Annotated in this window: 29 protein-coding genes and 1 pseudogene; 20 read left to right on the top strand and 10 right to left on the bottom strand. The window is 60.0% G+C overall.

The genetic code is table 11. The features are described from left to right. Window positions 1-190 precede the first annotated feature (190 nt). Complete coding sequence (locus OKB81_RS10150) at window positions 191-565, top strand: GNAT family N-acetyltransferase (protein WP_270664488.1); 375 nt, start codon at window positions 191-193, stop codon at window positions 563-565. A 146-nt stretch (window positions 566-711) separates the two neighbouring features. On the opposite strand, the gene nqrE is transcribed toward OKB81_RS10150, so the two are convergent. From nqrE to OKB81_RS10120, 6 genes and pseudogenes are all read right to left on the bottom strand, one after another. Then, window positions 712-1,311 carry an NADH:ubiquinone reductase (Na(+)-transporting) subunit E gene (gene nqrE / locus OKB81_RS10145; RefSeq protein ID WP_160838789.1) on the bottom strand — a complete coding sequence of 200 codons (600 nt, stop codon included), beginning with the start codon at window positions 1,309-1,311 and terminating at the stop codon, window positions 712-714. Between the two features lie 191 nt (window positions 1,312-1,502). Further along, window positions 1,503-1,796, bottom strand: coding sequence for a hypothetical protein (locus OKB81_RS10140; protein WP_080990038.1), 294 nt, complete (start codon window positions 1,794-1,796; stop codon window positions 1,503-1,505). A 306-nt stretch (window positions 1,797-2,102) separates the two neighbouring features. Continuing rightward, the gene (locus OKB81_RS10135; RefSeq protein ID WP_160838791.1) at window positions 2,103-2,606 is read right to left on the bottom strand and encodes a GNAT family N-acetyltransferase; all 504 of its coding nucleotides are present in this window, start codon (window positions 2,604-2,606) and stop codon (window positions 2,103-2,105) included. Window positions 2,607-2,645: 39 nt separating this feature from the next. Further along, window positions 2,646-3,817: pseudogene (locus tag OKB81_RS10130) on the bottom strand (MerR family transcriptional regulator). 150 nt (window positions 3,818-3,967) lie between these two features. Continuing rightward, window positions 3,968-5,698 (bottom strand): single-stranded-DNA-specific exonuclease RecJ, encoded by a 1,731-nt coding sequence (recJ, locus tag OKB81_RS10125; protein ID WP_160838793.1) that lies wholly within the window; start codon window positions 5,696-5,698, stop codon window positions 3,968-3,970. Then, window positions 5,664-6,368, bottom strand: a complete 705-nt coding sequence (locus OKB81_RS10120) for a disulfide isomerase DsbC N-terminal domain-containing protein (RefSeq protein ID WP_039041117.1) — start codon at window positions 6,366-6,368, stop codon at window positions 5,664-5,666. Before OKB81_RS10120 ends, recJ begins: the two co-directional genes overlap by 35 nt. 259 nt (window positions 6,369-6,627) lie before the next feature. Between OKB81_RS10120 and mscL the strand changes: the two genes are divergently transcribed. Then, window positions 6,628-7,038 (top strand): large-conductance mechanosensitive channel protein MscL, encoded by a 411-nt coding sequence (gene mscL / locus OKB81_RS10115; RefSeq protein WP_010673746.1) that lies wholly within the window; start codon window positions 6,628-6,630, stop codon window positions 7,036-7,038. A 72-nt stretch (window positions 7,039-7,110) separates the two neighbouring features. Here mscL and xerD read toward each other — a convergent pair whose 3' ends face one another. Beyond that, window positions 7,111-8,010, bottom strand: coding sequence for a site-specific tyrosine recombinase XerD (gene xerD, locus OKB81_RS10110; RefSeq protein ID WP_160838795.1), 900 nt, complete (start codon window positions 8,008-8,010; stop codon window positions 7,111-7,113). A gap of 183 nt (window positions 8,011-8,193) precedes the next feature. Between xerD and fldB the strand changes: the two genes are divergently transcribed. The 4 genes from fldB to OKB81_RS10090 all read left to right on the top strand — a co-directional run bounded on the left by fldB (window position 8,194) and on the right by OKB81_RS10090 (window position 12,483). Continuing rightward, the gene (fldB, locus tag OKB81_RS10105) at window positions 8,194-8,712 is read left to right on the top strand and encodes a flavodoxin FldB (protein ID WP_160838797.1); all 519 of its coding nucleotides are present in this window, start codon (window positions 8,194-8,196) and stop codon (window positions 8,710-8,712) included. Window positions 8,713-9,222: 510 nt separating this feature from the next. Next, window positions 9,223-10,623, top strand: a complete 1,401-nt coding sequence (locus OKB81_RS10100; protein ID WP_270805231.1) for a TldD/PmbA family protein — start codon at window positions 9,223-9,225, stop codon at window positions 10,621-10,623. Next, a complete protein-coding gene (locus OKB81_RS10095) occupies window positions 10,623-11,963 on the top strand; it encodes a TldD/PmbA family protein (protein ID WP_160838799.1) in 1,341 nt (446 codons plus the stop codon). The genes OKB81_RS10100 and OKB81_RS10095 overlap by 1 nt, the downstream gene beginning before the upstream one ends. A gap of 142 nt (window positions 11,964-12,105) precedes the next feature. Continuing rightward, complete coding sequence (locus OKB81_RS10090) at window positions 12,106-12,483, top strand: VOC family protein (RefSeq protein WP_160838801.1); 378 nt, start codon at window positions 12,106-12,108, stop codon at window positions 12,481-12,483. A gap of 71 nt (window positions 12,484-12,554) precedes the next feature. Here the strand turns inward: OKB81_RS10090 and OKB81_RS10085 are convergent, their stop codons facing one another. Together OKB81_RS10085 and OKB81_RS10080 are read right to left on the bottom strand one after the other, a co-directional pair. After that, window positions 12,555-13,481 (bottom strand): L,D-transpeptidase family protein, encoded by a 927-nt coding sequence (locus tag OKB81_RS10085; protein WP_041212511.1) that lies wholly within the window; start codon window positions 13,479-13,481, stop codon window positions 12,555-12,557. Between the two features lie 860 nt (window positions 13,482-14,341). After that, on the bottom strand, window positions 14,342-15,418 hold the full coding sequence (locus OKB81_RS10080; protein WP_005303827.1) for a permease: 1,077 nt from the start codon (window positions 15,416-15,418) through the stop codon (window positions 14,342-14,344). A 106-nt stretch (window positions 15,419-15,524) separates the two neighbouring features. On the opposite strand from OKB81_RS10080, the gene OKB81_RS10075 reads away from it, so the two are divergent. From OKB81_RS10075 to OKB81_RS10020, 12 genes are all read left to right on the top strand, one after another. Next, on the top strand, window positions 15,525-15,821 hold the full coding sequence (locus OKB81_RS10075; RefSeq protein ID WP_005303829.1) for an ArsR/SmtB family transcription factor: 297 nt from the start codon (window positions 15,525-15,527) through the stop codon (window positions 15,819-15,821). A gap of 85 nt (window positions 15,822-15,906) precedes the next feature. After that, window positions 15,907-16,290 (top strand): ArsR/SmtB family transcription factor, encoded by a 384-nt coding sequence (locus OKB81_RS10070; protein WP_005303831.1) that lies wholly within the window; start codon window positions 15,907-15,909, stop codon window positions 16,288-16,290. Next, window positions 16,287-16,766 carry an arsenate reductase ArsC gene (locus OKB81_RS10065; RefSeq protein ID WP_005303833.1) on the top strand — a complete coding sequence of 160 codons (480 nt, stop codon included), beginning with the start codon at window positions 16,287-16,289 and terminating at the stop codon, window positions 16,764-16,766. The genes OKB81_RS10070 and OKB81_RS10065 overlap by 4 nt, the downstream gene beginning before the upstream one ends. A 10-nt stretch (window positions 16,767-16,776) precedes the next feature. After that, the gene (gene arsD, locus OKB81_RS10060; protein ID WP_005303835.1) at window positions 16,777-17,205 is read left to right on the top strand and encodes an arsenite efflux transporter metallochaperone ArsD; all 429 of its coding nucleotides are present in this window, start codon (window positions 16,777-16,779) and stop codon (window positions 17,203-17,205) included. A gap of 68 nt (window positions 17,206-17,273) precedes the next feature. After that, window positions 17,274-19,061: an arsenical pump-driving ATPase gene (arsA, locus tag OKB81_RS10055; protein ID WP_005303837.1), complete on the top strand. Its 1,788-nt coding sequence runs from the start codon at window positions 17,274-17,276 to the stop codon at window positions 19,059-19,061. Between the two features lies 1 nt (window position 19,062). Continuing rightward, complete coding sequence (locus OKB81_RS10050; protein WP_043163174.1) at window positions 19,063-19,563, top strand: arsenate reductase ArsC; 501 nt, start codon at window positions 19,063-19,065, stop codon at window positions 19,561-19,563. 33 nt (window positions 19,564-19,596) lie between these two features. Next, on the top strand, window positions 19,597-20,094 hold the full coding sequence (locus tag OKB81_RS10045; RefSeq protein WP_224480018.1) for a phosphatase domain-containing protein: 498 nt from the start codon (window positions 19,597-19,599) through the stop codon (window positions 20,092-20,094). Window positions 20,095-20,104: 10 nt separating this feature from the next. Beyond that, the gene (locus tag OKB81_RS10040) at window positions 20,105-21,121 is read left to right on the top strand and encodes an ArsJ-associated glyceraldehyde-3-phosphate dehydrogenase (RefSeq protein WP_005303842.1); all 1,017 of its coding nucleotides are present in this window, start codon (window positions 20,105-20,107) and stop codon (window positions 21,119-21,121) included. A gap of 7 nt (window positions 21,122-21,128) precedes the next feature. Beyond that, window positions 21,129-22,370, top strand: a complete 1,242-nt coding sequence (gene arsJ / locus OKB81_RS10035; protein WP_160839371.1) for an organoarsenical effux MFS transporter ArsJ — start codon at window positions 21,129-21,131, stop codon at window positions 22,368-22,370. Beyond that, entirely contained in the window at window positions 22,370-23,446 is a 1,077-nt protein-coding gene (gene arsB / locus OKB81_RS10030; RefSeq protein ID WP_270805230.1) for an ACR3 family arsenite efflux transporter, read from the top strand. Before arsJ ends, arsB begins: the two co-directional genes overlap by 1 nt. Next, window positions 23,443-23,874, top strand: coding sequence for a glutaredoxin-dependent arsenate reductase (arsC, locus tag OKB81_RS10025; protein ID WP_043163175.1), 432 nt, complete (start codon window positions 23,443-23,445; stop codon window positions 23,872-23,874). Before arsB ends, arsC begins: the two co-directional genes overlap by 4 nt. Beyond that, complete coding sequence (locus OKB81_RS10020) at window positions 23,871-24,419, top strand: sigma-70 family RNA polymerase sigma factor (RefSeq protein ID WP_252410986.1); 549 nt, start codon at window positions 23,871-23,873, stop codon at window positions 24,417-24,419. Before arsC ends, OKB81_RS10020 begins: the two co-directional genes overlap by 4 nt. 52 nt (window positions 24,420-24,471) lie before the next feature. Here the strand turns inward: OKB81_RS10020 and OKB81_RS10015 are convergent, their stop codons facing one another. After that, window positions 24,472-24,750 (bottom strand): hypothetical protein, encoded by a 279-nt coding sequence (locus OKB81_RS10015; protein WP_005303852.1) that lies wholly within the window; start codon window positions 24,748-24,750, stop codon window positions 24,472-24,474. A gap of 243 nt (window positions 24,751-24,993) precedes the next feature. Here OKB81_RS10015 and OKB81_RS10010 point away from each other — a divergent pair, with 243 nt between their 5' ends. Further along, complete coding sequence (locus OKB81_RS10010; protein WP_270805229.1) at window positions 24,994-25,383, top strand: hypothetical protein; 390 nt, start codon at window positions 24,994-24,996, stop codon at window positions 25,381-25,383. Between the two features lie 65 nt (window positions 25,384-25,448). Next, window positions 25,449-25,618: DUF6444 domain-containing protein (locus OKB81_RS10005; protein ID WP_270668410.1), on the top strand; the 170-nt coding region annotated here is incomplete at its 3' end.

The raw sequence follows: 25,618 nt of genomic DNA, 5'->3' as shown, positions 1-25,618 counted from the left end.
AAGCCAAACCACAGAAGTATGCGACGAGAAAACCTAGTAAAAACAATGCCAGTCAGGCTTAACTGACTGGCATTACGCCCCTGGGCGCTCTTTTTTATCGCCGTCACCTCGCAGGCAGCGGTTGTCCCTTTGTGATTGGCGCCGTTCTGGCGTAACGTGGCCACTCCCCTTCTCTGGAGTGCTGTGCCGGATGCCGACTCTCACCGTTCGCCTGATCCCCCTGCGTGACGCAGACTTTCCCGCCTATCGCGACTACTTCATCGAGGATTACGCCCAGGATCTTGCCAGCAACCACGGGATGGCGCAGCCTGACGCCCACCGTCAGGCCGACGCCTCGTTGCAGCAGCTCCTGCCACTGGGTGTCGCCACCCCGGGTCATCACCTGCTCGCCATGGTACCTGAAGCCTCGAACGCGCCGAGCGAGCCTCTGGGCTATCTCTGGCACGCCATCGACGGCGCCGCCGGCACCACCTTCATCTACGACTTCTATGTGACACCGCCCCATCGTGGTCGCGGCCTCGGCAAGGCAGCCATGGCCGCCCTGGAGGCGCAGCTCGCCCCCTAGGTATCCGCCAGCTCAAGCTGAGGGTGGCCCATGACAACCCGAGGGCACTGGCGCTCTATCAGGCGCTGGGCTTCACCATCACGGGCTACAACATGGCAAAGCGTCTGGATTGAGCACCTTCATTGGGCCACCACCCGGCCCATGGCTCAAAGCGAGATGCCGGAAAAAGACATGAAGCCGAGGGACATCAGCCCGGCCACGATGAAGGTGATGCCGATGCCGCGCAGCCCCTCGGGCACATCCGAATACTTCATCTTCTGGCGCAATCCCGCAATGGCGACTATGGCCAGCAGCCAGCCCAGCCCTGAGCCCGCCCCGTACACCACGGATTCGATGAAGTCGTAATCCCGCTGGGCCATGAACATCACCCCGCCGAAGATGGCGCAATGCACCGTCAGCAGCGGCAGATAGATGCCGAGCGCGTAATGAAGCGCCGGGAAATGTTTGTCGAGCACCATCTCCATCACCTGCACCAGGGCCGCCAGCACCCCGATGTAGACGATGAAATCGAGAAAGCCCAGATCAAACTCCCCGAGGAAGGTACTCTCGGGACGCAGGATATGGCGGTAGATCAGGTTGTTGAGGGGGATGGCGATCACCATGACCACCAGCACCGTCATGCCCAAACCGAAGGCGGTGTTGATGTTCTTGGAAACGGCCAGGAAGGTGCACATGCCAAGAAAGAAGGCCAGCGCCAGGTTTTCCACAAAGATCGACTGGATGAAGAGATTGACGTAATAGTCCATGAATGAGTTCACCACTTGGTTGCAATAAGAGCATGTCCGCGCCCGGCCAACGGCCAGTCGCGAAGATGACGTTTACAGAGAGAGCTGGCGCAGCACCCGGTAATGACCACGGCAGCCGCCAGACTGCCGAGCAGCCCGGTCAGCGGTACTCAATGACGGGGATCAAACGGGCGGGCGCCCGGCTGGTGAACCTAGTCGCCCTGGCAGAAGCGATATTGCAGGTGGTGGCAGCGAAGCCGCCGTGTGTGCAGAGCGCCGAAGTAGTCGGGCCGCTGCCTGAGATAGATGAGAGGCAGGAAAAACAGCAGGCCGCAGAGCAGGCCGAGGATCTCGTGCTGGAACCAGGCCAGCAGCATCTGGTAGAGCTCGGTATGAGCAGCCCCTTCCAGTCGCCGTCCCTGCTCGAAACCGAGCCGCCACTGGGAGGCGGGCGGCAGGCTGACGTTGTCGGCAAGCCCCGGGTTCGCTGGCTCATGGAACAGCATCGGCCGCTCCTGCCCTTGCGTCTCCATTCCCCTAGTTGCAACGACCCCTGCCGCCGCCGCAGCGGCAAGCCAGAGAAGGCAGGCGATGGCAAGCACCATCGGCCATGACGAGGGGCGGCGAGAGGATGACAAGGGGGCTGTCCGTCAAGAAAAATTACAGGTGGAATATATCACAATACCGTCACTTATTGCATTTTCCACCATGAGATATTAACAGGAGCGATATTAAACACCGCCTCATTCCCTAAAACCGGCAAGGTTGCACCACCTTGAGAGAGCGACTTTCATCTTCCTCAAGGTGAGGGCTCACCCCTGCTCGAAGGCCGGGTGGTAACACACTTCGCCACTGGGCATGGCAGCGCCGAACGAGCGGGTCATGAAGTACTCGGCTGGCACGCCGGGCAGCGTCAACCCCGGCTCGGGCACGAAACCGAAACGGCCGTAGAAGCCGGGATCCCCCAGCACCACGCAGCCGGCCGCTCCCATCCCCTTGAGCTCGGCCAGACCCGCGTCCATCAGCCGTGACCCCAGCCCCCTGCCCTGAAGCGCAGGGGAGACGGAAATGGGGCCAAGGCCATACCAGTGCGGGCTGCCATCGCTGATGGTGACCGGCGAGAAGCAGAGGTGGCCGACCACCCGCCCCGCCTGCTCCGCCACCAGCGACAGGCTGAGTGCCCCGGCCTGGCGCAAGGCGCGCACGATCAGCTGTTCGTTGTGATCGGTATGGGGGGCATTGAGGAACGCGGCCACGGTCAGCGCTTCAATGGCGTCGTGATCGGCGCCTGTTTCGGGCCGAATGATGATGTTCATAGGTTTTCTCCGTTTGCTCTCTTTCAATGGATGACCTGATCAGACTGCCTGCAGGCAGCAGATCACATAGCCATAGCTATCCAGGTATTGGCGGTGGATGGCCACTTCCCGGCTCAGATCCTGCCAGGCTGGGCTATCCCCCAGCTCGGCACGGTGGCGCGCCAGATTGCGCTCGATGGGATCCAGATAGTTGTCCCAGGCCCTTTGCGGCAACGGGGTGTGCCACAGGCAGCGATAACCCGCCTCCTTCACCGCTTTGAGCAGGCCCGCCAGGGTCTGCATGGCGGCTGCCAGAACGCCAGCGCCCCCTCTGGCGGCGTGTCCGTCAGCCACACCAGATCGCTCAGCACCAGGCAGGCATCAGGATCGGCAAGGTACGGCCGCCATGTCTGCAAGGCGTTGGCCACCCCGATGGTGTAGGCGCTCCCCTCGGCCCAGATGAGATCGGCGGGGACCAGGTCCGCCGGCAGCGCCGCCATGTTGGCGCACAGGGTAGTGACCTGACTCAGCCCCGCCGCACTGGCCGATCTCGCCACGGCGGCCAGCGCCTCCTCGTCCAGATCGATGGCCACTATGGTGGCGTCCGTCACCTGTGCCAGCGCCAGGGTGGCGGCGCCGCGCCCGCAGCCCATGTCGAAGATCCGGCGAGGCTGGCTGGGCAGCGCGGCAAATTGCTGCTGGGTGAAGAGGCTATCGCCCGGCCCCCAATAGCTCATGCCATCCAGCAGCAGCTTGAAATCCCGGATGTAACGTTCATGTTCATTCATGTCTTTGCTGAGCCACTGCAGGTGGTAACGCTCTTTTTCACTGAATCCCTGCTTCATCACCCAGGCAAAGTAAGCCTGCGGGGCTTGATGCTGCAGTTGCCGCTGCCAGGCCTTGAACTCGTCGCCGGAGTGCGCACGCAAACCGGCGAGATCCGCCAGCAGATCCCGGGCGCGTTGCATCCGCGCCAGCTCTTCATCCAGCTCCCTGACCCGGGTTTCCAGCGTTGCCTGCTCCAGCTCGCCCGCCAGACAGGCGAGGCACTGCTTGAGGCTGAGCCCGCCGGCCTGCAGAGCCTGTACCATCCGCAGCCGCTGCAGATCGTCATCGTCGTAGTGGCGATAGCCGTTGGCGCCCCTCGTGCCCGCAATCACCCCCAGCTTCTCGTAATAGAGCAGGGTGGAGCGGGCCAGGCCGCAGCGCCGGGCCAGTTCGGATATTTTCATGACAACCACTCGCTAAGGGGTCTGTGACCCGATGAAGGGAAGCTTAAACTGTGAAGCAATAGACGGGTCAACGACAACATCCGGGTTCACACCATAAAAAAACGGCCACCCTGAGGTGGCCGTCATCGACAGCAAGAGAGATTCGCGGGATCAGAGGCCGGCAGCTTCCAGATGCTCCACCAACAACTGCACGCTGCGGTTGCCACGCCACTCGTTGACGTCGAGCCGGTAGACCAGCCGCACCCGCTTCACCGAAGCATCGGGCCAGCGCTGCAAGTCGACGCCAAAGGCGATGGCATCCACCGCGTGGCCGGAATCCGTGGTCAGCATCATCTTGAGGTGCTTCTCCCCCACCAGCCGCTGCTGCACCAGCACGAACTCGCCGTCAAACAGCGGCTCGGGGAAGGCCTGACCCCAGGGGCCGGAGGCGCGAATAAGCTCCGCCAGCTCGAGGGTGAGCTCGTCCGGCAGCAGTTCGCCGTCGGTGAGCAGCACCCCGGTCAAGAGCTCAGGGGTCACCAGCTCGCCGATGACCGCCTCAAAAGCCCGCCCGAAGGCCTCGATATTGGCCTTGGGCAGGGTCAACCCGGCCGCCATGGCGTGGCCGCCAAACTTGCCCATCAAGCCGGGGTGGCGGGTATCGAGCAGTTCCAGCGCATCGCGCAGGTGCACCCCCGGGATGGAGCGCCCGGAGCCCTTGAGCTCGGTCTCGCTGCTCTCGGCAAAGGCGATGACCGGGCGGTAGTACTTCTCCTTCACCTTGGAGGCCACCAGCCCCACCACCCCCTGATGCCACTCGTTTCGGTGCAGTACGATGCCGGAGGGCACCTCGCCGTCACGAAAACGGATCTGCTCCAAAGTGGCGAGCGCCTCCTGCTGCATCCCCTGCTCGATCTCCTTGCGCTCCTGGTTGAGGCTGTCCATTTCGGAGGCGAACTGGCGCGCCAGGTTGATGTCGTCACAGAGCAGACAGGCGACCCCGAGGGACATGTCATCGAGCCGGCCCACCGCGTTGAGGCGCGGCCCCAGCGCAAAGCCGAGATCGGCAGCGCACAGGCGACGCCCGTCGCGGCCCGACACATCCACCAACGCCTGGATGCCGGGGCGGCAGCGGCCGGCCCGGATCCGCTGCAAGCCCTGATGAACCAGGATGCGGTTGTTGCCATCCAGCGCCACCACGTCGGCCACGGTGCCGAGGGCTACCAGATCGAGGTAATCCGCCACGTTGGGGGCGCGCAGCCCCTGGCGCTCATACCAGCCGCTCTGGCGCAGATGGGTGTTGAGGGCCGCCATCAGATAGAAGGCGACCCCGACCCCGGCCAGGGACTTGGAGGGGAAGTCGCAGCCATGCTGGTTGGGGTTCACTATCGCGTCGGCGTCAGGCAGCTCCTGACCGGGCAAATGGTGATCGGTAACCAGTACCTGCATGCCTGCCGCCTTGGCCGCCGCCACCCCGGCGATGCTGGAGATCCCGTTGTCCACCGTGATCAGGAACTCGGCGCCGCGGGCCACCGCCAGCTCGACGATCTCCGGGGTGAGGCCATAACCGAACTCGAAGCGGTTGGGCACCAGAAAATCGATGTGACGACCACCCATGGCGCGCAAAGCCAGCACGCACAGGGCCGAACTGGTGGCGCCGTCGCAGTCGAAGTCACCGACGATGAGAATGCGTTTTTGCGCCGTCAGCGCCTCGGCCAGCAGCGGCACCGCCTGCGCCATGCCGAACAGACGCTGGGGCGGCAGCAGCTGGTTGGCGCTGCGCTCCAGCAGGGCAGGGTCTTCGACCCCGCGACTGGCGAAGATCTGGCGAAGCAGCGGGTGCAGGGTGGCGGGCAGATGGGAATCATCAACTCGCGGACGACGACGGATTTGCAGGGGCATTGATGTGATCCAGTATCTTGAGCAGTTGTTCGGGGCTCTGGTAACCGCGCACCAGGTCGCCATTGGGCAGGACCCAGCTCGGTGACGCCTTGATCCCGAGCCATTGGCTCAGGCCGATATGATGGGCAAGGATCGCATTACAGCCGCTCTCAGGCAAACGATCGCTGAAGTTGAGTTCGCGCAGCAGACCGGGATCGCACCAGCTAGCCTGATCCGAGGCGGCGACAGGCGCAGGCAGCAGTTGCACGCTCACGCCCCTCGCCTGCAAGCGGGGCAACTCCTCCAGCGCGATGCGGCAAGGACCGCAGGCGAGATCGGTAAACAGGGTGAGGCGGTGGCGTTCAGGGGTGGCCTTGAGCCAGAGCCGGGCCTCCCCTATCTGGGAGAGCGCCAGCCTGCGTTGCTGCTGCTGGCTGAGCCGGGTGAGGTTTCTCATGTCGTGGGCCAGATCCAGCATGGAGCCCTGCAGCACATAGTCTCCCCTGGCATCGCTGTAGAGCAGTCCCTGGGCCGTGCCCAGCAGATAGAGGCCCGGCATGGGGGTCTCGTCCACCAGGTAGACCTGCACACCGAGGCGCTGCTCTATGGTCTGTTTCAACACATGGGGGTCCATCCCCGCGCTGGCCGCAAAAGCGCACAGCAGCATCATTCCCAGCAGTAAATATCGCATCAGCTCATTCACTTGGCATGATTGAAGGGTCTCATAAGGTAACCCAGACAATTCCCTCTCCCAAAGACCTTAATTCGTGATCGATTAATAACGTCCACAAGAAAAAATCACGGGATGACAGGTTGCCAATCGGGCTTGAGCCCCGCAAGCTAATCAGGACGACGGGAGACATCTTTAGTCATCCCTCTGTTTTGCTGATGTTTTATTATTCAAATCGACGTGCGCTCAGGTGGCACGTCGTCCATTTATAGGGGGAAAAATGAGTCTGATTCAAGAGTTCAAGGCCTTTGCATCCAGGGGCAATGTGATCGACATGGCTGTCGGTATCATCATAGGTGCCGCCTTTGGCAAGATTGTCTCCTCCTTCGTGGGAGACGTGATCATGCCCCCCATCGGGCTGATCCTGGGGGGCGTGGATTTCAGCGATCTCGCCGTGACCCTGAAGGCCGCCGAAGGGGATGCCCCTGCCGTGGTCATCGCCTACGGCAAGTTCATCCAGACCTGTATCGACTTCCTGATCATCTCCTTCGCCATCTTCATGGGGCTCAAGGCCATCAACACCCTGAAGAAGAAGCAGGAAGAGGAAGCCGCTGCCCCGGCCGGCCCCACCAAGGATCAGGAGCTGCTGACCGAGATCCGCGACTTGCTGAAATCCCAGCAGGGGAAATAACCGTTTCCTCCCTGTCGTGTGCTGAAAAAAACCGCCTTCGGGCGGTTTTTTGTTGCAAGGCAGGTGAGGCGATCAGGCTCTGGGGTGGTGCTGGCCGTGCAGTGCCTTGAGCCGCTCGTTGGCCACGTGGGTATAGATCTGGGTTGTGGAGAGATCCGCGTGGCCCAGCAGCATCTGCACCACTCGCAGATCGGCGCCGTGATTGAGCAGGTGGGTGGCGAAGGCATGACGCAGGGTGTGGGGAGAGAGTTCCCCCCTGATGCCAGCTCTCAGGGCATAGAGCTTGATGCGGTGCCAGAAGGTCTGGCGGGTCATCATCCGGGCCCGCTTGGAGGAGAACACCACGTCCGAGCTGGTGCCACCCAGCAGCAGGGTGCGCCCCTCCCGGTAGTAGCGCTCCAGCCAGTGCACCGCCTCCTCCCCCATGGGCACCAGGCGCTCCTTGTTGCCCTTGCCCACCACTCGCACCAGCCCCTGGCGCAGGCTGACGTGTTCGGCGGTCAGCCCCACCAGCTCGGACACCCGCAGCCCGGTGGCGTAGAGCAGCTCGAGCATTGCCTTGTCCCGCAGTTCCAGCGGGTCGTCCACCAGGGGCGCTTGCAGCAGCGCCTCCACCTCGGCTTCGCTCAGATCCGATGGCAGCTTTTTGGGGAGCTTTGGCCCCTCCAGCAGCACGGTGGGATCGTCGCTGCGCAGCTTCTCGCGATTGAGGTACTGGTAGAAGCGGCGCAGGGCCGAGAGGAAACGGGCCGTGCTGCTGGCCGCGAACTGATGGTCCACCCGCCAGGCGAGGTAGTGCTGGATGTCGTCCAGCCCCGCCAGCAGCAGGGAACCGCCTTGCTCATCGAGCCAGAGGGCAAATTTTTCCAGGTCGGTGCGATAGGAGCTGACCGTGTTGTCGGAGAGCCCCCGCTCCAGCCAGAGGGCGTCGAGAAACGGCTCGATCAGGGGATGGGATTCTGCTTTGCTCATGGTGCGCCGCGCTCAGGGAAACAGGTCGCCATTGTAACGTGCCGACCCACCCGGGCCGCAAGGCAAGGCTGCACATCCCCTCAGGCGGTGAAGAGCCCGGCGCAATCTGCTAGACTGGCGCCCTCCCCCCGGGCGCCGCTGTGCCGGTCACGCCCCTTGCCGACTGCGATCAAGAGAAGAGCGATGAAGATAGGTTTGTTTTATGGCTCCACCACCTGCTACACCGAGATGGCCGCCGAGAAGATCCGCGCCCTCATCGGCCCCGAGCTGGTCGATCTCCACAACATCAAGGATGTGCCCCTCGCCCGCATGCAGGAGTACGACATCCTGATCCTGGGCATCTCCACCTGGGACTTCGGCGAGCTGCAGGAGGACTGGGAATCTCGCTGGGAAGACATCGCCGACCTGCATCTGGAGGGACGCATCATCGCCCTGTTTGGCATGGGCGATCAGCTGGGCTATGGGGAGTGGTATCAGGATGCCCTCGGCCTGCTGCACAATCAGCTGGTCCCCAAGGGGGTCAAGCTGGTGGGCTACTGGCCCAACGAGGGGTACGAGTTTGACGCCTCCAAGGCGCTAATCGACGATGGCCGTCACTTCGTCGGGCTGGCCCTTGATGACGCCAACCAGTACGACCAGACCGAGTCCCGTATCGAGCAGTGGGTCGACCAGATCCTGAACGAGATCCACGAACTGCTCTGATCCTGATCGCCTGGATGTTCAACGACGCCAGCCAATGGACGACCAGATCGACCCCGCATCGAGCAGTGGGTCGACCAGATCCTGAGCGAGATCCACGAACTGCTCTGACCCTGATCGCCTGGATGTTCAACGACGCCGGCCAATGGACGACCAGACCGACCCCGTATCGAGCAGTGGGTCGACCAGATCCTGAGCGAGATCCACGAACTGCTCTGACCTTGATCGCCTGGATGTTCGACGACGCCAGCCAATGGACGACCAGACCGACCCCGTATCGAGCAGTGGGTCGACCTCATATCAAGCGATCGCCATGAGCGGCGCCAACCTCCCCTGCCGGTAACCTGCGCTCGGGCTGCCGGGCGCATAAATCGCACCGATTTTCTCGTTTGGTATCATCGGCTGACGCTATAGCGACTTTTTGCTTCTGGTCTGCAACAATGAGGTCGACACCCCATAACAACACAACGCCGGGTGTCGGAAGCAAACGGACAGACCAGAAAAGGATATTCTATGACTTCATTCTCCCTGTTGGCCCCCGCCATCGCCCGCGACGTGCTCGATCACGCGCTGGCGCTGGGTGCCGACTTCGCCGAGCTGTTTGTGGAGCGCAAGCGCCGCAGCCAGCTCAGCCTGCTCTCCAGCCAGATAGAGAACATCAGCGGTGGTCTCGACTTCGGTATCGGCGTTCGCCTGTGCTACGGCCACAAGGTGCTCTATGGCTACACCAATCTGGCCGATCGCAACGAGCTCTTGCGCATCGTTACCCTGCTGGCGGCCAAGGACAGGCGTGACCCCGTGGTCACCGCCACTGCCTTTGACTTCACCCGCCTGACCGACCGCAACCCCATCGCTCTGCCGCTATCGGCCGACAAGCTGCTGGAGCAGAAGATCGCCTATCTGCATGCCATGGACGCTGCGGCCCGCGCCGAGAGCGACAAGGTGAGCCAGTTCTCGGGCAACGTGCTCGGCTGGGAGCAGGAGGTGGAGATCTTCAACAGCGAAGGGGTGCAGGTGAGCGATCGCCGCCACTACAACCGCATCATGGCCCAGACCATCGCCCTGGACGGGGGCGAGCAGAGCGTAGGTTATGAAGCCCCCGGTGCCATGAAGGGATGGGAGCATGCCGAGAGCATCGATCCCCGCGAGCTGGCTCTCACCGCCACCCGCCAGGCACTGGTGAAGCTGGGAGCCGCCCCCTGCCCGAGCGGCAAGCTGCCGGTCATCATGGAGAGCGGCTTTGGCGGCGTCATCTTCCACGAGGCGTGCGGTCACCTGCTGGAGACCACCTCGGTGGCCAAGAAGGCATCCGTGTTCCACGACAAGATGGGCCAGCTCATCGCCAACCCCGCGGTCAGCGCGGTGGACGAGGGCTTGCAGGGCAACGCCTGGGGCTCCATCAACGTCGATGACGAGGGGATGGCGACCCAGCACACCCAGCTCATCAAGGACGGCGTGCTGACCGGCTTCCTGGTGGACAGAATGGGGGCCCTTCGCACCGGCTACGCCCGCACCGGTTCCGGGCGCCGGGAATCCTACAAGTTCGCCCCCGCCTCCCGCATGCGCAACACCTATATCGAACCGAGCAACTACAGCCTCGACGACATGCTGGCAACCGTGGAGCACGGCATCTATGCCAAGCGGATGGGGGGTGGCTCTGTGCAGCCCGGTACCGGCGAGTTCAACTTCAACGTGCAGGAGGCCTACCTCATCGAAGGGGGCAGGATCACCCGGCCCCTCAAGTCGGCCACCCTGATCGGCACCGGCCCGCAGGTATTGAAGGAGATCTCCATGGTGGGGCGCGATCTGGCCCTCTCCGCCGGCATGTGCGGCTCGGTCTCGGGATCCATTCCCGCCTCGGTCGGCCAGCCGCCTCTCAAGGTTGACAATATCCTGGTCGGAGGGAACGCCTGATGAGCCAGCTCGACATGAACCAACTGCTTGCCCGTCTGCTGGACCAGGTCGCCGATCTGGGTGCCGAGGCGGACGTCATCGCCAATCAGGAGAAGGCCTTCTCCCTCAAGGCCGACAAGGGCGAACTCAGTGAATACAAGGTCACCAGCAGCCAGCAGATCGGCATTCGCCTCATCAAGGAAGGCCGGGTCGGCATCGCCTATTCCGAGTCCCTCGACGCGTCGGCCCTGGACGCCATGGTGCAGGATGCGCTCGATGCGAGCCGCTTCGCCAAGGTGGACCCGGATCAGCGCATCACAGTGCAGCAGAGCAGGCTCATCACCGACTGCGCCGAGATACATCAGGCCGACACCACGGCGGTGGAAGAGAAGATTGCCCTGACCCTGCGCCTCGAGTCCGACATGCTGGCCCTGCCGGACGTGACCGGCGCCCCCTACAACGGCTTCTTCGAGGGGGAGAGCCGCCTCTGGCTTGCCAACAGCCAGGGCAGCCTCTGCGAACATCAGGAGTTCAGCGTCGGCTGCCACAGCTCCGCTCTCATCGAGCGGGAGGGCCGCCAGTCCATGCACTACCAGGGACAGTACGCACGGCGCTTCGACGAGTTGGAGAGCCAGCCTCTCATCCGCCAGATCCACGCCGTGGCCGATGGCCTGCTGATGGGTGAGGCGGTGCCGAGCGGTCGCTACAGCGTCATCTTCAGCACCCACTGCTTTGCCAGCCTGTTTGGCTGCTTCCAGTCCGCCCTGTCTGGCAAGTGGGCCCAGCAGGGGATCAACCCCTGGCGCGACAAGCTGGGCCAAAGCGTGGCTTCTCGCTGGCTTACCCTGGAGAGTCGTGCCTATATGCCGGGGGGCATGAAGATCAAGGCGTTTGACGGCGAAGGGGCCGCCACTTCGGATCTCCTGCTCATCGGCGAGGGGGAGCTCAAGACCCTGCTGCACAACAGCGCCACCGCCCGCCACTTCGGCGTGACGAGCAACGGTGCAGCCGCCCGCAGTGCCCGCAGTGCCCTGGACGTAGCCCCTCGTCACCTGGTGTTCGGGCTCGGCCCCCACGGCGAGGCCGAGGTACAAAACGGTGAGTACCTGGAGCTGGTCAAGCTGGACGGCCTGCACTCCGGGGCCGATGCGGTGAGCGGCGACTTCTCGTTCGGTGCCTCCGGCTTCCTCTGCCGAAATGGCGAGCGCGTGGCACCGGTACGCGGCATCACGGTGGCGGGCAACTTCTATCGTCTGCTCGGGGAGCTGGAAGCGGTCGGCAACCAGCTGCACCACGACGATGGCAAGGACTTCTATGCCCCGCTGATCCGCTTTGGCGGGCTCAGCATTGCCGGCAAATAAGAGGGGGAGCCTTACTCGGCTCTTCCCCCTTCAAGCGGCGCCATCAGGCGCCGCTTTTTTATCCATGGCGCCCCCCCGACAGCCACTTCTAACCTCAAAGAGCCACCGACCGCGTTGGCCGGGAACTCTGGAGAATACGACGATGGACAACACCCTGGTCTGGGCCGACATTCCGACACGGGATCTGGAACGCGCCATGGACTTCTACTCGGCCCTGCTCGATGTGCAGGTCACCCCCATCCAGGAAGAGACCATGCGCTTTGCCATGCTGCGCCACGACGGCAGCAACGCGGCGGCCTGTCTCGGCCCCATGGACAAATATCACCAGCCCGGCGGTGCCGGTCCCCTCATCTATCTCTCCCTCGGTGACAGGCTGCAGGAGGCGGAGCTGCTGGTCCCCCGGCTCGGCGGGCGGGTGCTGGAGCCTCTGCACAGCATCGGCAGCGGTCATGGCTCCCGGGTCATCATCGAAGATACCGAAGGCAACTGGCTGGCCCTCTATGCCCCACCAGCCAGCTGACGTCCGGATATGCAGAAACAACAACGGCGACCTGATGGTCGCCGTTGTTGTTTAACTGCACTTGCCGGCCATTACGCCTCTGGATTGAGGCGGGTCGGGATGCCGGTACGCTGTTCCAGCACCTGCTTGACCACGTTGGAATCGCTGTCAGCATGGGCGATGAAGCGGGTGGTAGCCGGGGTCATGGGCAGCGGCACGGAGGCGGTGGAGTTGAACTCTTCCTCGGTGCGCGACAGCGGCTCGTGCACTTCCATGTAGCGACCGCCATCCGGCTCGACCGTGGTCTTGACCGGCTGGTTGACGAACTGGACGCGGGTGCCGACCGGCACGTGATCGAACAGGTACTTGATGTCGTCGGCGCGCAGGCGCACGCAGCCGCTGCTCACCCGCAAACCGATGCCGAAGGTGGCGTTGGTGCCGTGGATGGCGTACAGGTTGCCGATGTAGAGCGCGTGCAGGCCCATGGGGTTGTCCGGGCCGGCCGGCCAGACCGCGGGCAGGGTCTTGCCCTGGGCGGCGTAGCGGCGACGGATATTCTCGGTCGGGGTCCAAGTCGGGTTGGCACGCTTGCGCTCAACCTTGGTGATCCAGTTCTCCGGGGTGTTGACCCCGAGCTGGCCGATGCCGATGGGCAGCACATGCACCACGTTCTTGCCCTTCGGGTAGTAGTAGAGACGCATCTCCGCCACGTTGATGACGATCCCTTCGCGGGGAGCGTTGGGCAGGATCAGCTGATGGGGAATGATCAGCGTGCTGCCCGCCTTGGGCAGGTAGGGGTCGACGCCCGGGTTGGCTTCCATGATGTTGGTCAGACCCAGCTGGAAGTCGGAGGCGATCTGCTCCAGCGGACGGTTGTCTGCGGGCACCACGTATTCCTGGTTCTCACCGATCAGGCGGCTGTTGGCTGCAGGCAGCTGGTATTCAACGGCGGCGGCCTGCTGGCTGACCAGCGCCAGCGTACATAAAAGAGCCGAAGCGGCAATGCGAAGGGGATTCATAAAATTCCTGTATGGTTTCCTGTTCCTGTGGGCCTTTGCCCTGCTCATCATCGGTCTCTTGTGGGCCCGTCACCGGGGACCAACAACCGAGCGCGCATTCTTTCCCGAGCAGGGCAAAATTTCAACTTGGAGATGGTCTTTTTCGCCGAAAAGATCCATTTCACAGCCAACTCAGGGGCATCTTTCACCCCTTGCACTCTAGCAACCCCAGTCTGAGCGTAAAATGAACATGGCGCAGGCATGCCAAGGCCGTCCCAAATTGCATGACGAGGCGGTCACGAGTACAATCTCGCACCCCGTATATCCGGAGTATCGAGTCACCTCCTGCTCCGATGTACCCCCATCGGATGGCCGTGCGTCGAAGACGGTCGCGCCACCGATGAACCCACACGACGCCATCAGGTGGCGCCGTCCTGATTTGCAATCAGAACGCAACATAACATACCGCCATAAATTCAGTCACTTACAACAATCTTCAAATTGATATCCATGGAACTATACACAATGCTAGTATGAGACTGCGTTGAGTATTAGGGGCTTCTCATGAGCGATTTGATCGATGTGTTGAGTAAATTTTCTGTACATGACTTGGCTAGGGAAGGTGCGAATAAGTCACCAAACATAAAAATGCGCCTTTGTAAGTATTTGAATTTAATAAACTAATTTTTTCAGTTTCGTTGTGGAGGGTGCTTATTCGCACCCTCCCTAACCTGGCCGAGATCGGTATTCTGATCTTGGGGATTTCAATGGCTGCGTTGTTGTTCCAGCTGATGGGGTTGTTCATCAACACACGCTCATCAATAGCCAAGTAATTTTCCCGTGTAAAAAAGGGCCTTCTGTTTCAGAAGGCCCTTTGTCATTTATGCAAACAGCAGTTGGGTCAGATAACCCATCATGACGGCCATCCCCAGTATTACGGTCAGGAACGCCACAATCATAGGTGTTCTGAACATCGACTTGAGCAGGATCACCTCGGTCAGGCTGGCCCCCGCACTACCGATAATCAGTGCCATCACCGCCCCCATGCCCATTCCTTTGCCCAGCAATACCGATGCCAGAGGGATAACGGCTTCTGCCCGGATATAGAGTGGAATACCCACAACTGCGCTGAATGGGATCGCCAGCGGGTTGTCTACCCCGGCGTGGGCCGCTATCCACTCGGCGGGGATGAAACCATAGATAAATGACCCTATCAGCACCCCCAGCAACAAGTAAGGCAGCACTTCTTTGAATTGTTGCCAGGCATCGATACGCGCTTTGGCGAAGGCCGTGGGAATGACTGGGGCCTGGGTCAGTGCCGCAGTGCCATCTGCGCAGCAAGAGACAGTTGGCGCGGCCTCATCGGGTTGCGCAGTACAGCAAGATGCCTGAGCTTTTAGCGGTTTGACGGACTTGATAGCATTGCTTGAGCAGCAGGCTGTTGCACTCACACTTGCAGGTTCTTGTGTAGTGGTGTCACAACCGGTGCCACAGCTGCTTTGCTTGGCCTCTTTGGGGTCAATGACATGACGCTCAAACCCCAGCATGTCCAGCAGCATACTCGCCAGTACAGAAACGCCTGCTGCAATCACGGCATACAGTACCGTCACTTTCCAGCCGAAAGTGGCCCACATCAAGCCGATGATGATCGGGTTGAGCAGCGGCGAGACAAACAGGAAGGTCAGGGTTGGCCCAAAACCGGCTTTGGCAGACAAGAGTCCGCGCAGCATAGGAATGGTTGAGCAACTGCAAAAAGGGGTCAATGCCCCCAGTACCGCAGAAATCAAATAGCCTCTGCCTTTTCGTGCCCCCAGCATGGCTTGAATCTTGGCGTCGGGTATCTTCTGGCGGATCAAGCTGACCCCGGCACTGATCACCAGGAACAGTACAGAGAGCTCAAAGGCCAGGAACAAAAACATCTGAGATGCATCTGTCAGCATGGTTAACCAATCATTCATCTTCATATCCTCTTTGATTTACTACATTTCCAGAATAATCGAACAATTGGGGTGGTCAAGATATTTCTGGTATTATCGAAATATGTTTCATCAAGGAGAGCGAGCTATGGAGTTGGAAGAGGTTGCCAAGGCATTGAAAGAGCTGGGTCATCCGACCCGTTTGTTCATTTTCAAGCATTTGGTCAAGGCGGGAGAACAGGGCCTGCCTGTCGGAGAGTTGCAAAAGCAGCTCGCCATTCCCGCATCGACCCTGAGCCACCACATTGCCGCACTGGTCTCGGTGGGTCTGGTCAAGCAGAACCGGGAGAGCCGTACTCTGCTGTGCGTCTCTCAATACGAAGTGCTGGAAGAGATCATCGCGTTTTTCCGTGAAGAGTGTTGTGTAAACAGCACCTGTACCTAAATAAATCAATGGCAAGGTCTGGGTGGGTTGATCATTTCAACTATTCTTGTATAGTTGTACTCATGAAATGAATGAAGAGGTTCAAATGAATAAAGATACAGCCACTAAAGTCTTCGAGTCTCTCGCATCCGGTATCCGCCTCGATGTATGGCGTCTGCTGGTCAAGGCAGGGCTGGAGGGTATGGTCGCTGGCCAGCTTGCCAGTGAACTGGATATCGCCCCGAACACTCTTTCATTCCATCTGAAAGCCATGCTGCATGCAGGCCTTGTCTCGGTGGAGCAAGAGGGCCGTTTCTTGCGTTACCGCGCCAATATTCCCCTGATGCTCGACTTGATCGGTTACCTCACCGAAGAGTGCTGCTATGGCAATCCAGAGCAGTGCTCGGATATGCGCAGCGCGGCCAATTGTACCCCTGAGGTGCTCCCCCCCGTTCATACCTGCACCAACAAGGAAAGTTGCTCATCATGAATATCTTGTTCCTATGCACAGGCAACTCTTGCCGTTCCATTCTGGCAGAGGCGACCTTTAACCACCTGGCTCCAACCGGTTGGCATGCCATGAGTGCCGGTAGTCAGCCAACCGGTGAGGTACATCCTCGTTCACTGGCGTTATTGACCCACGAAGGTATCGACATCAGCGGATTGCACAGCAAATCTTGGCATGAGCTGCCGGTGACGCCAGATGTTGTGATCAGTGTGTGTGGTAACGCGGCCAATGAAACCTGTCCTGTCTATTTGGGGCCTGTATTGCGAGCCCACTGGGGCGTAGATGATCCCGCTCATGTGACCGGCAGCGAGGAGCAGATAGCGCTCGCCTTTCACTGTGCATACTCGACGCTGAGAAAGCGTATCGAAGCCCTCTTGTCGCAGGATGTATCCCGTTTTTCCAATGATCGCGAGGGGCTGAAAGCAGCTCTGGATACGATTGCCACCGAGATTAAGTGAGGAAGAAATCATGAGACTGATACAGGTATTCGACCCTGCCCTGTGCTGCTCCAGCGGTGTATGTGGCGCAGATGTTGACCAAAATCTGGTGATCTTTGCTGGTGATGCCGAGTGGCTCAAGCAGCAGGGTGGCTCTTTATACCGATTCAACCTGGCACAACAGCCTCTGGTCTTCGCTGAAACCCCGGCAGTATCTTCCTTCTTGGAACTGACAGGGGAAGAAGGATTACCGGTGACGCTGGTTGATGGTCAGGTGGTACTCACTGGTCGTTATCCCAGCCGCGCTGAGCTGATCCGCTATGCAGGACTGGAGTTGCCGAAAGCACCAGAAAGCGATGGTGCCGACGTTGAACAGCCAGAAGCTGAGTCCAACAAAGCCGGGGCCATCAAAGGGATCGTCAAGAGTGGATGCTGCTCCGGTAGCAGTGGTTGCTGCTAAGCACCATCGTGTGGTTGGAAAGATCTCTGTTTGCTTTATGGCCTCGTTCTTCCTGATAGGAGTCTCTCATGTCCCCGTTTCTGAACTACTCGTTTCTCAATGATTCGCCCCCATTTCTCTTCTTCACCGGTAAAGGTGGGGTGGGTAAAACATCGCTGGCCTGTGCCAGTGCGGTTGCCTTGTGTGACAGTGGCAAACGGGTACTGCTGGTCAGCACGGATCCGGCTTCAAACGTAGGCCAAGTGTTCGACACCCAGATAGGGAACCAGATCACCAGGATCCCGCAAGTCGATGGGTTATCAGCACTGGAGATTGACCCGCAAGCCGCCGCGCAAGCCTATCGCGAACGTATCGTTGGCCCAGTGCGCGGCAAGCTGCCCGAAAGCGTGGTACGCAGTATTGAAGAACAGCTCTCCGGTGCCTGCACCACAGAGATCGCCGCCTTTGACGAGTTCACTGCGCTCTTGACCGACAGCAGCCTGGTGGGGGAATACGACCACATCGTGTTCGATACGGCACCGACCGGTCACACCATCCGTCTGTTGCAATTGCCGGGGGCATGGAGCGAGTTTCTGGAGCAGGGCAAAGGCGATGCTTCCTGTCTGGGGCCATTGGCTGGACTGGAAAAGCAGCGCAGCCAATATGCTGAGGCCGTTGCAGCACTCTCTGATGCCGGGAAAACACGGCTGATCCTGGTCGCCCGCGCGCAAGCCTCGACCCTGCGGGAAGTGGCACGTACCCATGACGAACTGGCGACCATCGGTCTTGCCAATCAGCAACTGGTTATCAATGGCATCTTCCCGCAAAGCGAGCTGGTTGATGATCCCTTGGCAACAGCCGTATGGCAACGTGAGCAGCAGGCTATGGCTGATATGCCAGCGCTGCTGGCAAGTTTGCCACAAGACAGAGTGCCGCTGTTAGCGACCAATCTGGTGGGCGTGGACAGCCTGCGCCAGTTACTGGGTGCAGCATCGGTCACTGGGACTTATGAGGTTGAGAGCGCAACCACTGAACCACACCCCGGATTGAAGCAACTGGTCGATGAGCTGGCCAGCGATGGCCACGGGCTCATCATGCTGATGGGCAAGGGCGGTGTGGGTAAAACTACCCTGGCTGCGGCAGTGGCGGTGGAGCTTGCTAGTCGAGGCCTGCCGGTTCACCTGACCACCTCAGATCCCGCCGCCCATTTGGGGGAGACACTGGCAGGGGCACTGCCCAGCCTGGAGGTCAGCCGTATCGATCCCCACGCCGAGACCGAGCGTTACCGTGCTCAGGTGCTGGCTACCAAGGGGGCGAGTCTGGATGCCCAGGGTCGCGCACTGCTGGAAGAAGATTTGCGTTCCCCCTGCACCGAAGAGATTGCCGTGTTTCAGGCCTTCTCGCGGATCATTCGCGAGGCTGGCAAGCGCTTCGTGGTGATGGATACGGCGCCCACTGGCCATACCCTCTTGCTGCTTGATGCGACTGGTGCCTATCACAGAGAGATCGCCCGTCAGATGGGTGGCAAAGGGCTGCACTTCACCACCCCCATGATGCAGCTGCAAGACCCGAAACAGACCAAGGTGATGATCGTCACCCTGCCCGAGCCCACCCCGGTACAGGAGGCGGCCAACTTACAAGCTGACCTGCGCCGCGCCGGTATCGAGCCATGGGCCTGGGTAGTCAATCACATGTTGGCCCCGGCCAGTGTCACCTCGCCACTGCTGGCCCAGCGAGCGTATCGCCAGCAGCCCCATATCGAAGCGGTCAAGCAGGAGCATGCCAAGCGTTATGCCGTGGTGCCCTTGCAAGCTGTCGAGCCGGTGGGCGTGAAAGCGCTGCAAGATTTATGTCACCCCATCTACAAGGAGATGTGAGATGCAACGTCCGTTCAATGTGCTCTTCCTTTGCACCGGCAATTCGGCCCGCAGCATCATGGCGGAGGCGCTACTCAACCGGCTCGGTCAGGGCAACTTCAAGGCGTTTAGTGCTGGCGTCTCCCCGAAAGGGGAGATACACCCACTGACCCTTGAATTGCTGGCGCAACACAATCTGGACACCAGCACCCTGCGCAGTAAAGGCTGGGAAGAATTTGCCCACCCAGATGCCCCCAAGATGGATTTTATCCTGACGGTATGTGACCAGGCGGCAGGCGAGCAGTGCCCGGCATGGCCGGGGCAGCCCATCACCGGCCATTGGGGCTTTAGTGACCCGGCTGCCGTGACAGAGAGTGATGCGGCGCAATGGGCGGCGTTCAACAAGGCTTATCACGAAATCGGCAACCGACTGCGGATCTTTCTGAGCCTGCCACTGAACAAACTGGATCGCATCTCGCTGCAACAAGCGATGCGTACCATCAACCTATCTTCACCCACCTAACGTTCTCAATGAGACATGGAGTCGCTGTTTATCATGCACCCGTTTGACATCCTGAACCTGGATAATGGCGCCCGCCTTATCTTCACCCCCTGCCCTGGCACCAAGGAGGCTTCCTTGCAAGCCTCCCTCAAGACCCTGCAAGCCGCAGGGGCAGATGCGGTGGTCACCATGATGCCCGATGCCGAGCTTAGCGAATTCAAGGCCGATAGCTTGCCCGCAGAGTGCGCCGCGTTGGGGCTGGCCTGGTTCCAGCTGCCGGTAGAGGACGATTGTGCCCCCGAAGCGCCCTTTGCCGCTGCCTTTGCCAACCACAAGGCAGATCTGCTGGCGCGTCTGGCGGCGGGTCAGACCCTGGCCATTCATTGCCGTGGCGGCTCGGGTCGTACCGGGCTGATGGCGGCCATCTTGCTGCTGGAGGCGGGCTACGCCCCCACACAGGTCAAGTCGCTTGTGCAAGGGCTGCGCCCTAAGGCGCTGACCCTGGCGCCCCACGTTCACTACCTCAATACCCACTACTCATTCGCCGGTTAAGGAAAACAGCATGACTATCAAAGTTGGTATCAACGGTTTTGGCCGCATGGGCCGTCTCTCATTTCGCGCCGCCTTCGACTGGGCGGATGTGGAGTTTGTGCGCATCAATGACCCGGCTGGCGATGCCGCCTCTCTGGCACACCTCATCACCTTCGATTCAGTCCATGGCCGCTGGCATCATGAAGCCAGCAGCGATGGGGACGAGATGGTGATCGGTAACCATCGCATCCTCTGCACTCGCAACAAAGAGATCGGTCAGACTGACTGGTCTGATTGTGATGTGGTGATCGAGGCTTCCGGCAAGATGAAAACCAAGGCCCTGCTCAATGCTTATCTAGCGCAAGGGGTGAAGCGTGTTGTGGTGACAGCTCCGGTCAAGGAAGAAGGTGTCCTGAACGTCGTCATGGGAGTCAACCACCACCTCTACGACAAGGCGCAGCATCCCATAGTGACGGCTGCCTCCTGTACCACCAACTGCCTGGCGCCAGTGGTGAAGGTGATCCATGAGCAGCTCGGCATCAAGCACGGCTCCATGACCACCATTCATGACATCACCAACACCCAGACCATTCTGGATGCCCCCCATGCTGACCTGCGCCGTGCCCGCGCCTGCGGCCTGAGCCTGATCCCCACCACCACGGGTTCTGCCACCGCCATCACCCATATCTTCCCCGAGCTCAAGGGCAAGCTGAACGGTCATGCGGTGCGGGTGCCGCTCGCCAACGCCTCCCTCACCGACTGCGTGTTCGAGGTGAACCGCCCTACTACCGAAGCCGAAGTCAATGACTTGCTCAAGGCTGCCGCTATGAGTGAGCTCAAGGGGATCATGGGCTATGAAGAGCGCCCCTTGGTGTCGGTGGATTACAAGACGGATCCGCGCTCCTGCACCATAGATGCACTCTCCACCATGGTGGTCAACGACACCCAGGTGAAGATTTACGCTTGGTATGACAACGAGTGGGGCTATGCCAACCGCACCGCCGAGCTGATGCGCATGGTCGGTCAAATGGACAAGGCGCAAGGATAACCCCGCCATGGAACTGACCCGACTCTCCCCCGAGATCCGCCAGTATCTGCTGGTGACCGGCAACTACTGGGCCTTCACCCTGACCGATGGCGCTCTGCGCATGTTGGTGGTGCTCTACTTCCATGGGCTCGGTTACAGCCCGCTGGCCATCGCCTCCCTGTTTCTCTTTTACGAGATCTTCGGGGTGGTGACCAATCTGGTGGGGGGCTGGCTCGGGGCTCGCCTTGGGCTCAACCGCACCATGAACATAGGGCTGGCCCTCCAGGTGCTGGCACTGGGCATGTTGCTGGTGCCACCGCTCTGGCTGACGGTGCCCTGGGTGATGGGGGCGCAGGCGCTTTCGGGGATAGCCAAAGACCTCAACAAGATGAGCGCCAAAAGCTCCATCAAGTTGCTGGTGCCGGGGGAGGCCCAGGGTCAGCTCTACAAGTGGGTGGCACTCCTCACCGGCTCGAAGAATGCCCTGAAAGGGATGGGCTTTTTCCTCGGTGGCGCCCTGTTGACCCTGCTCGGGTTTCAGGGGGCCGTGCTGGTTATGGCCCTGGCGTTGGCGCTGGTGTGGTGCGTCAGCATGCTGACCCTGAAACGGGATCTCGGCAAAGCCAAGAACAAGCCCAAGTTCAGCGAAATCTTCTCCAAGAGCCGCGCCATCAATTACCTGTCGGCGGCCCGTCTGTTCCTGTTTGGTGCCCGTGATGTCTGGTTTGTGGTGGCGTTGCCTGTCTACCTCGCCTCCAGCTTTGGCTGGGATCACTGGTATGTGGGGGGATTCCTGGCGCTCTGGATCATTGCTTATGGCGTGGTTCAGACCCAGGCGCCCCGCTTTACCGGCAAGCGAGAGGGACGTGTACCCGATGACAAGGCTGCGATGCGTTGGGCGCTAGTGTTGGCACTGACCCCGGCCCTGATTGCCCTGGCGCTCCACTATGAGGTGCATCCGGCCATCAGCCTGGTGGGCGGCTTGATGGTGTTTGGCGCTCTGTTTGCCATCAACTCCTCCCTGCACAGCTACCTCATCGTCAGCTATGCCGGTGCAGATGGGGTATCGCTCGATGTGGGCTTCTACTACATGGCCAATGCCCTGGGGCGCCTGCTAGGCACCCTGCTCTCCGGGCTGGTGTTCCAGCTCTATGGTCTCGAGGCCTGCCTCTGGATCTCCACCCTCTTTATCCTGCTGGCGGCGTTTATCTCCATTGGTTTGCCACGCCATCAGCCTTCCACTTCATCCAACCCTCATGGAGTCTCGTGATGAGTACAACAGCCTGCTGCGATCTGCCCGTCAGCAAAAAAATGAGTTTTCTCGATCGCAATCTCACCCTCTGGATCTTCGTCGCCATGGCCATCGGGGTGGGAATTGGTTACCTGTTCCCCCAGGTGGCTCAGTGGAACGAGGCGGTGTCGGTCGGCACCACCAATATCCCGCTGGCCATAGGCCTCATCCTGATGATGTATCCGCCGCTCGCCAAGGTGAACTACGGCACCATGGGCGCCATGACACGCGACCGTCAGGCGATTACCCTCTCATTGGTAATGAACTGGTTGGTTGGCCCCACCCTGATGTTCGTCATCGCCCTGACATTCTTGCATGATTACCCCGACTACATGGTTGGTCTTATCTTGATTGGCCTGGCTCGTTGTATCGCCATGGTGTTGGTGTGGAACGATCTCGGTGGTGGCAACAAGGAATACGGCGCAGGCCTGGTGGCGCTCAACAGCGGTTTCCAGATCCTCACCTACAGCTTTATGGCCTGGCTGTTCATTACAGTGCTGCCCCCGCTGTTTGGTTTGCAGGGTTTCGCGGTGGATATCACCATGCTGGATATCGCAGAAAGCGTACTGATCTATCTTGGCATTCCCTTCCTGGCAGGTTTTCTGAGCCGTCATTACCTGGTCAAGGCCAAGGGGGAGAAGTGGTACACCGAGCGCTTCATCCCGGCCATTTCCCCCATTACCTTGATCGCCTTGCTGGCCACTATCGTGCTGATGTTCAGCCTCAAGGGCGAGATGATCGTTGAGCTGCCGATGGATGTACTGCGGGTTGCTGTGCCTCTGGTGGTATATTTCGTGCTGATGTTCTTCACCAGCTTCCTGGTGGGCAAGAAGCTGGGTATTCCCTATGACAAGAACGCCTCCATCGCCTTTACTGCGACCGGCAACAACTTCGAGCTGGCCATCGCGGTCTCCATCGCGGTATTCGGCCTGAACTCGGATCAGGCCTTCGCCGGTGTGATAGGCCCGCTGGTTGAAGTGCCCGTGCTGATCGCCCTGGTCAACGTGGCCCTGCGCATGAAGCGCAACTATGGCAAAGCGGAGGTGCAAGCATGAGTGACCCCAAGATCACCATTTACCACAACCCGGCCTGTGGCACCTCTCGCAATACGCTGGCACTTATCCGCAACTCAGGGGTTGAGCCGACCGTCATCCACTATCTGGAGACGCCGCCGAGCCGCGAGATCCTGGTCGCGCTTATTGCCGCCATGGGGATATCGGTGCGCGACCTGTTGCGCAAAAACGTGCCGCCTTTTGAGGCGCTTGGACTGGCCGAGGAGAGATTCAGCGACGACCAGCTGATCGATGCCATGCTGGCTCATCCCATCCTGATCAACCGTCCCATCGTGGTGACCCCGCTTGGCACCAAGCTGTGCCGTCCGTCAGAGGCGGTGTTGGATATCCTGCCGAGCCCTCAGCAAGGGGCCTTTACCAAGGAGGATGGGGAGCAGGTGGTGGATGCCCAAGGAAAACGCATCAAGTGACCCAGCCAACCGGTGCGCCGCCTTGCCTGATGACGGCATGGCAACAGCATGAACATGAGATCTATGGGTGGCTACTCAAGCAATCTGGCAGCCCGATGGATGCAGATGATCTGCTACAAGAGACCTTCTTGCGAGCAATCCGCCAGCAGGGCAAGTTCTGCGCCATCGAGAATGCCAGGGCTTGGCTGTTTGAAGTCGCCAGACATCTGGTGATTGATAGAAGCCGGCGACAACGCCCGATGTTTCAACTACATGACGAGCTGGCAATGCAGCAGAGTGAGCTTGATGCGGTCGATTCATTGGCTGGCTGCTTGCCTAGAGTGCTGGAGAGGCTGGCCCAGGCTGACCGGGATATTCTCAAGCGCTGCGATTTGGAAGGCGTGAAGCAGGCGGATTATGCCGCCCAATACGGTCTGACCCTCACCGCCACCAAGTCGCGTTTATTGCGAGCCAGGCAACGCTTGCGTCAGCAGCTCTCTCTGGACTGTCAGGTCAGGCTGGATGAGACGGGTCGGGTGTGTTGCTTCACTCCGGCTGCGAAGTAAGCCATGACCCATGTTCAGTAAAAAGGCCAAGGTTTTCACCTTGGCCTTTTCTTTATTTGTTCTTGGCTTCGGACAGGTACTCATCCAAGGTTTCTTGGTTGGCTGCTTTAATGGTCATGCCATTGGGGCCTGCCCCGATATTGCTGAACTGTTTTGCCGGTTCGCCATGTTGCTTGAACTCTTCCAGCTCTGGCGAGCCTTCTTTAAAGACCCATAGCCGCCCATCTTCCACTTCGGTGACAAAACCGGGCAGGTTGAATTCGCTCGCAAAGGCGGCGGTGCTAAGCAGACTAAAGCCCAGCAGGGCGGCGGAAGCGACGATTTTTTTCATGTTCATCTATCCATGTTGATTGATTAATTCTTATTAATCATCGCTGGGAAGTATGACGAGAATATGACAATACCTGAGTCAGGTTGACGTGGTTCAGAAAATTGAAGTGCATCCTTTTCGCTGCTTGCGCGTCTTCCTCGTGACGTGCTGCGCTCGTCTGATGAGGATATGAAGATCGCTGTTCGATATGAGGGCTGGGCAACCACGCCTTGAGGTTCGTGAGTCAATAATCAGGATCGTATGATGAGTTCTTTCGACATCCAGAAAGCCAAAGATGATGCAGTCGAGTGGGCATTAACCCACGGTGTAGCCTTTAAAGAGTCGCTGTATTCTGCTGTGCATACCCCATTTACCCTGGCGCCGACACCGATCAGCCAACGGGACTACCAGCATTTGAAAAGTGCGGCACAGACCTTAAGCAAACTGATTTATGCCGTCTCAGAGGATCATGGCTTTTTACATGATGCCATTCATCCCATTACGGCGGGCGATCCCTTCTTTTCAGCCCTGCTCAGCATGCACCAACAGATACACTCATCAGCCACCAAGCCACCCCGGCTGCCATTACTCATCATGCGCAGCGACTTTATGGACGTAACGGTTCACCCAGACCAGTTGACAGGTAAAAAATGAGACGATCGTCCGGTGATCCACTATTGCCTCTTGCGTGATCCTGTCAGCTTGGCACCATCAGGGGCATGAGCACATCCATGACCCCACCGGCCGCTTCGCCGCTGACCCTTGAGCAGGCTAATGAACTTATTCAGAAGCTGATGGCGCGCATCGCCGAGCTAGAAGACCGACTCAACCAGCACAGCGGCAATTCCTCCAAGCCTCCTTCCAGTGATGGGCCAGGCTCACCACCACC

This window comes from Aeromonas sp. QDB56, from assembly GCF_027705505.1.
Taxonomy (GTDB): Bacteria; Pseudomonadota; Gammaproteobacteria; order Enterobacterales; family Aeromonadaceae; genus Aeromonas; species Aeromonas caviae.
Note: the sequence above shows the minus strand (reverse complement) of the source record. Positions and strands in the feature narration are given on the sequence as shown.

What these genes read in the sequence shown, in the direction of transcription:
- OKB81_RS10140 (WP_080990038.1), bottom strand. Translation starts at nt 1,796, where the DNA reads ATGCTGTTCCATGAGCCAGCGAACCCGGGGCTTGCCGACAACGTCAGC.
- OKB81_RS10085 (WP_041212511.1), bottom strand. Translation starts at nt 13,481, where the DNA reads ATGAATCCCCTTCGCATTGCCGCTTCGGCTCTTTTATGTACGCTGGCG.
- OKB81_RS10070 (WP_005303831.1), top strand. Translation starts at nt 15,907, where the DNA reads ATGAATAAAGATACAGCCACTAAAGTCTTCGAGTCTCTCGCATCCGGT.
- OKB81_RS10100 (WP_270805231.1), top strand. Translation starts at nt 9,223, where the DNA reads ATGACTTCATTCTCCCTGTTGGCCCCCGCCATCGCCCGCGACGTGCTC.
- recJ (WP_160838793.1), bottom strand. Translation starts at nt 5,698, where the DNA reads ATGCCCCTGCAAATCCGTCGTCGTCCGCGAGTTGATGATTCCCATCTG.
- OKB81_RS10075 (WP_005303829.1), top strand. Translation starts at nt 15,525, where the DNA reads ATGGAGTTGGAAGAGGTTGCCAAGGCATTGAAAGAGCTGGGTCATCCG.
- OKB81_RS10080 (WP_005303827.1), bottom strand. Translation starts at nt 15,418, where the DNA reads ATGAATGATTGGTTAACCATGCTGACAGATGCATCTCAGATGTTTTTG.
- OKB81_RS10095 (WP_160838799.1), top strand. Translation starts at nt 10,623, where the DNA reads ATGAGCCAGCTCGACATGAACCAACTGCTTGCCCGTCTGCTGGACCAG.
- arsB (WP_270805230.1), top strand. Translation starts at nt 22,370, where the DNA reads ATGAGTACAACAGCCTGCTGCGATCTGCCCGTCAGCAAAAAAATGAGT.
- arsA (WP_005303837.1), top strand. Translation starts at nt 17,274, where the DNA reads ATGTCCCCGTTTCTGAACTACTCGTTTCTCAATGATTCGCCCCCATTT.
- arsC (WP_043163175.1), top strand. Translation starts at nt 23,443, where the DNA reads ATGAGTGACCCCAAGATCACCATTTACCACAACCCGGCCTGTGGCACC.
- OKB81_RS10010 (WP_270805229.1), top strand. Translation starts at nt 24,994, where the DNA reads ATGAGTTCTTTCGACATCCAGAAAGCCAAAGATGATGCAGTCGAGTGG.
- xerD (WP_160838795.1), bottom strand. Translation starts at nt 8,010, where the DNA reads ATGAGCAAAGCAGAATCCCATCCCCTGATCGAGCCGTTTCTCGACGCC.
- arsJ (WP_160839371.1), top strand. Translation starts at nt 21,129, where the DNA reads ATGGAACTGACCCGACTCTCCCCCGAGATCCGCCAGTATCTGCTGGTG.
- fldB (WP_160838797.1), top strand. Translation starts at nt 8,194, where the DNA reads ATGAAGATAGGTTTGTTTTATGGCTCCACCACCTGCTACACCGAGATG.
- OKB81_RS10040 (WP_005303842.1), top strand. Translation starts at nt 20,105, where the DNA reads ATGACTATCAAAGTTGGTATCAACGGTTTTGGCCGCATGGGCCGTCTC.
- arsD (WP_005303835.1), top strand. Translation starts at nt 16,777, where the DNA reads ATGAGACTGATACAGGTATTCGACCCTGCCCTGTGCTGCTCCAGCGGT.
- OKB81_RS10050 (WP_043163174.1), top strand. Translation starts at nt 19,063, where the DNA reads ATGCAACGTCCGTTCAATGTGCTCTTCCTTTGCACCGGCAATTCGGCC.
- OKB81_RS10045 (WP_224480018.1), top strand. Translation starts at nt 19,597, where the DNA reads ATGCACCCGTTTGACATCCTGAACCTGGATAATGGCGCCCGCCTTATC.
- OKB81_RS10090 (WP_160838801.1), top strand. Translation starts at nt 12,106, where the DNA reads ATGGACAACACCCTGGTCTGGGCCGACATTCCGACACGGGATCTGGAA.
- OKB81_RS10135 (WP_160838791.1), bottom strand. Translation starts at nt 2,606, where the DNA reads ATGAACATCATCATTCGGCCCGAAACAGGCGCCGATCACGACGCCATT.
- OKB81_RS10150 (WP_270664488.1), top strand. Translation starts at nt 191, where the DNA reads ATGCCGACTCTCACCGTTCGCCTGATCCCCCTGCGTGACGCAGACTTT.
- OKB81_RS10015 (WP_005303852.1), bottom strand. Translation starts at nt 24,750, where the DNA reads ATGAAAAAAATCGTCGCTTCCGCCGCCCTGCTGGGCTTTAGTCTGCTT.
- nqrE (WP_160838789.1), bottom strand. Translation starts at nt 1,311, where the DNA reads ATGGACTATTACGTCAATCTCTTCATCCAGTCGATCTTTGTGGAAAAC.
- OKB81_RS10120 (WP_039041117.1), bottom strand. Translation starts at nt 6,368, where the DNA reads ATGCGATATTTACTGCTGGGAATGATGCTGCTGTGCGCTTTTGCGGCC.
- OKB81_RS10065 (WP_005303833.1), top strand. Translation starts at nt 16,287, where the DNA reads ATGAATATCTTGTTCCTATGCACAGGCAACTCTTGCCGTTCCATTCTG.
- mscL (WP_010673746.1), top strand. Translation starts at nt 6,628, where the DNA reads ATGAGTCTGATTCAAGAGTTCAAGGCCTTTGCATCCAGGGGCAATGTG.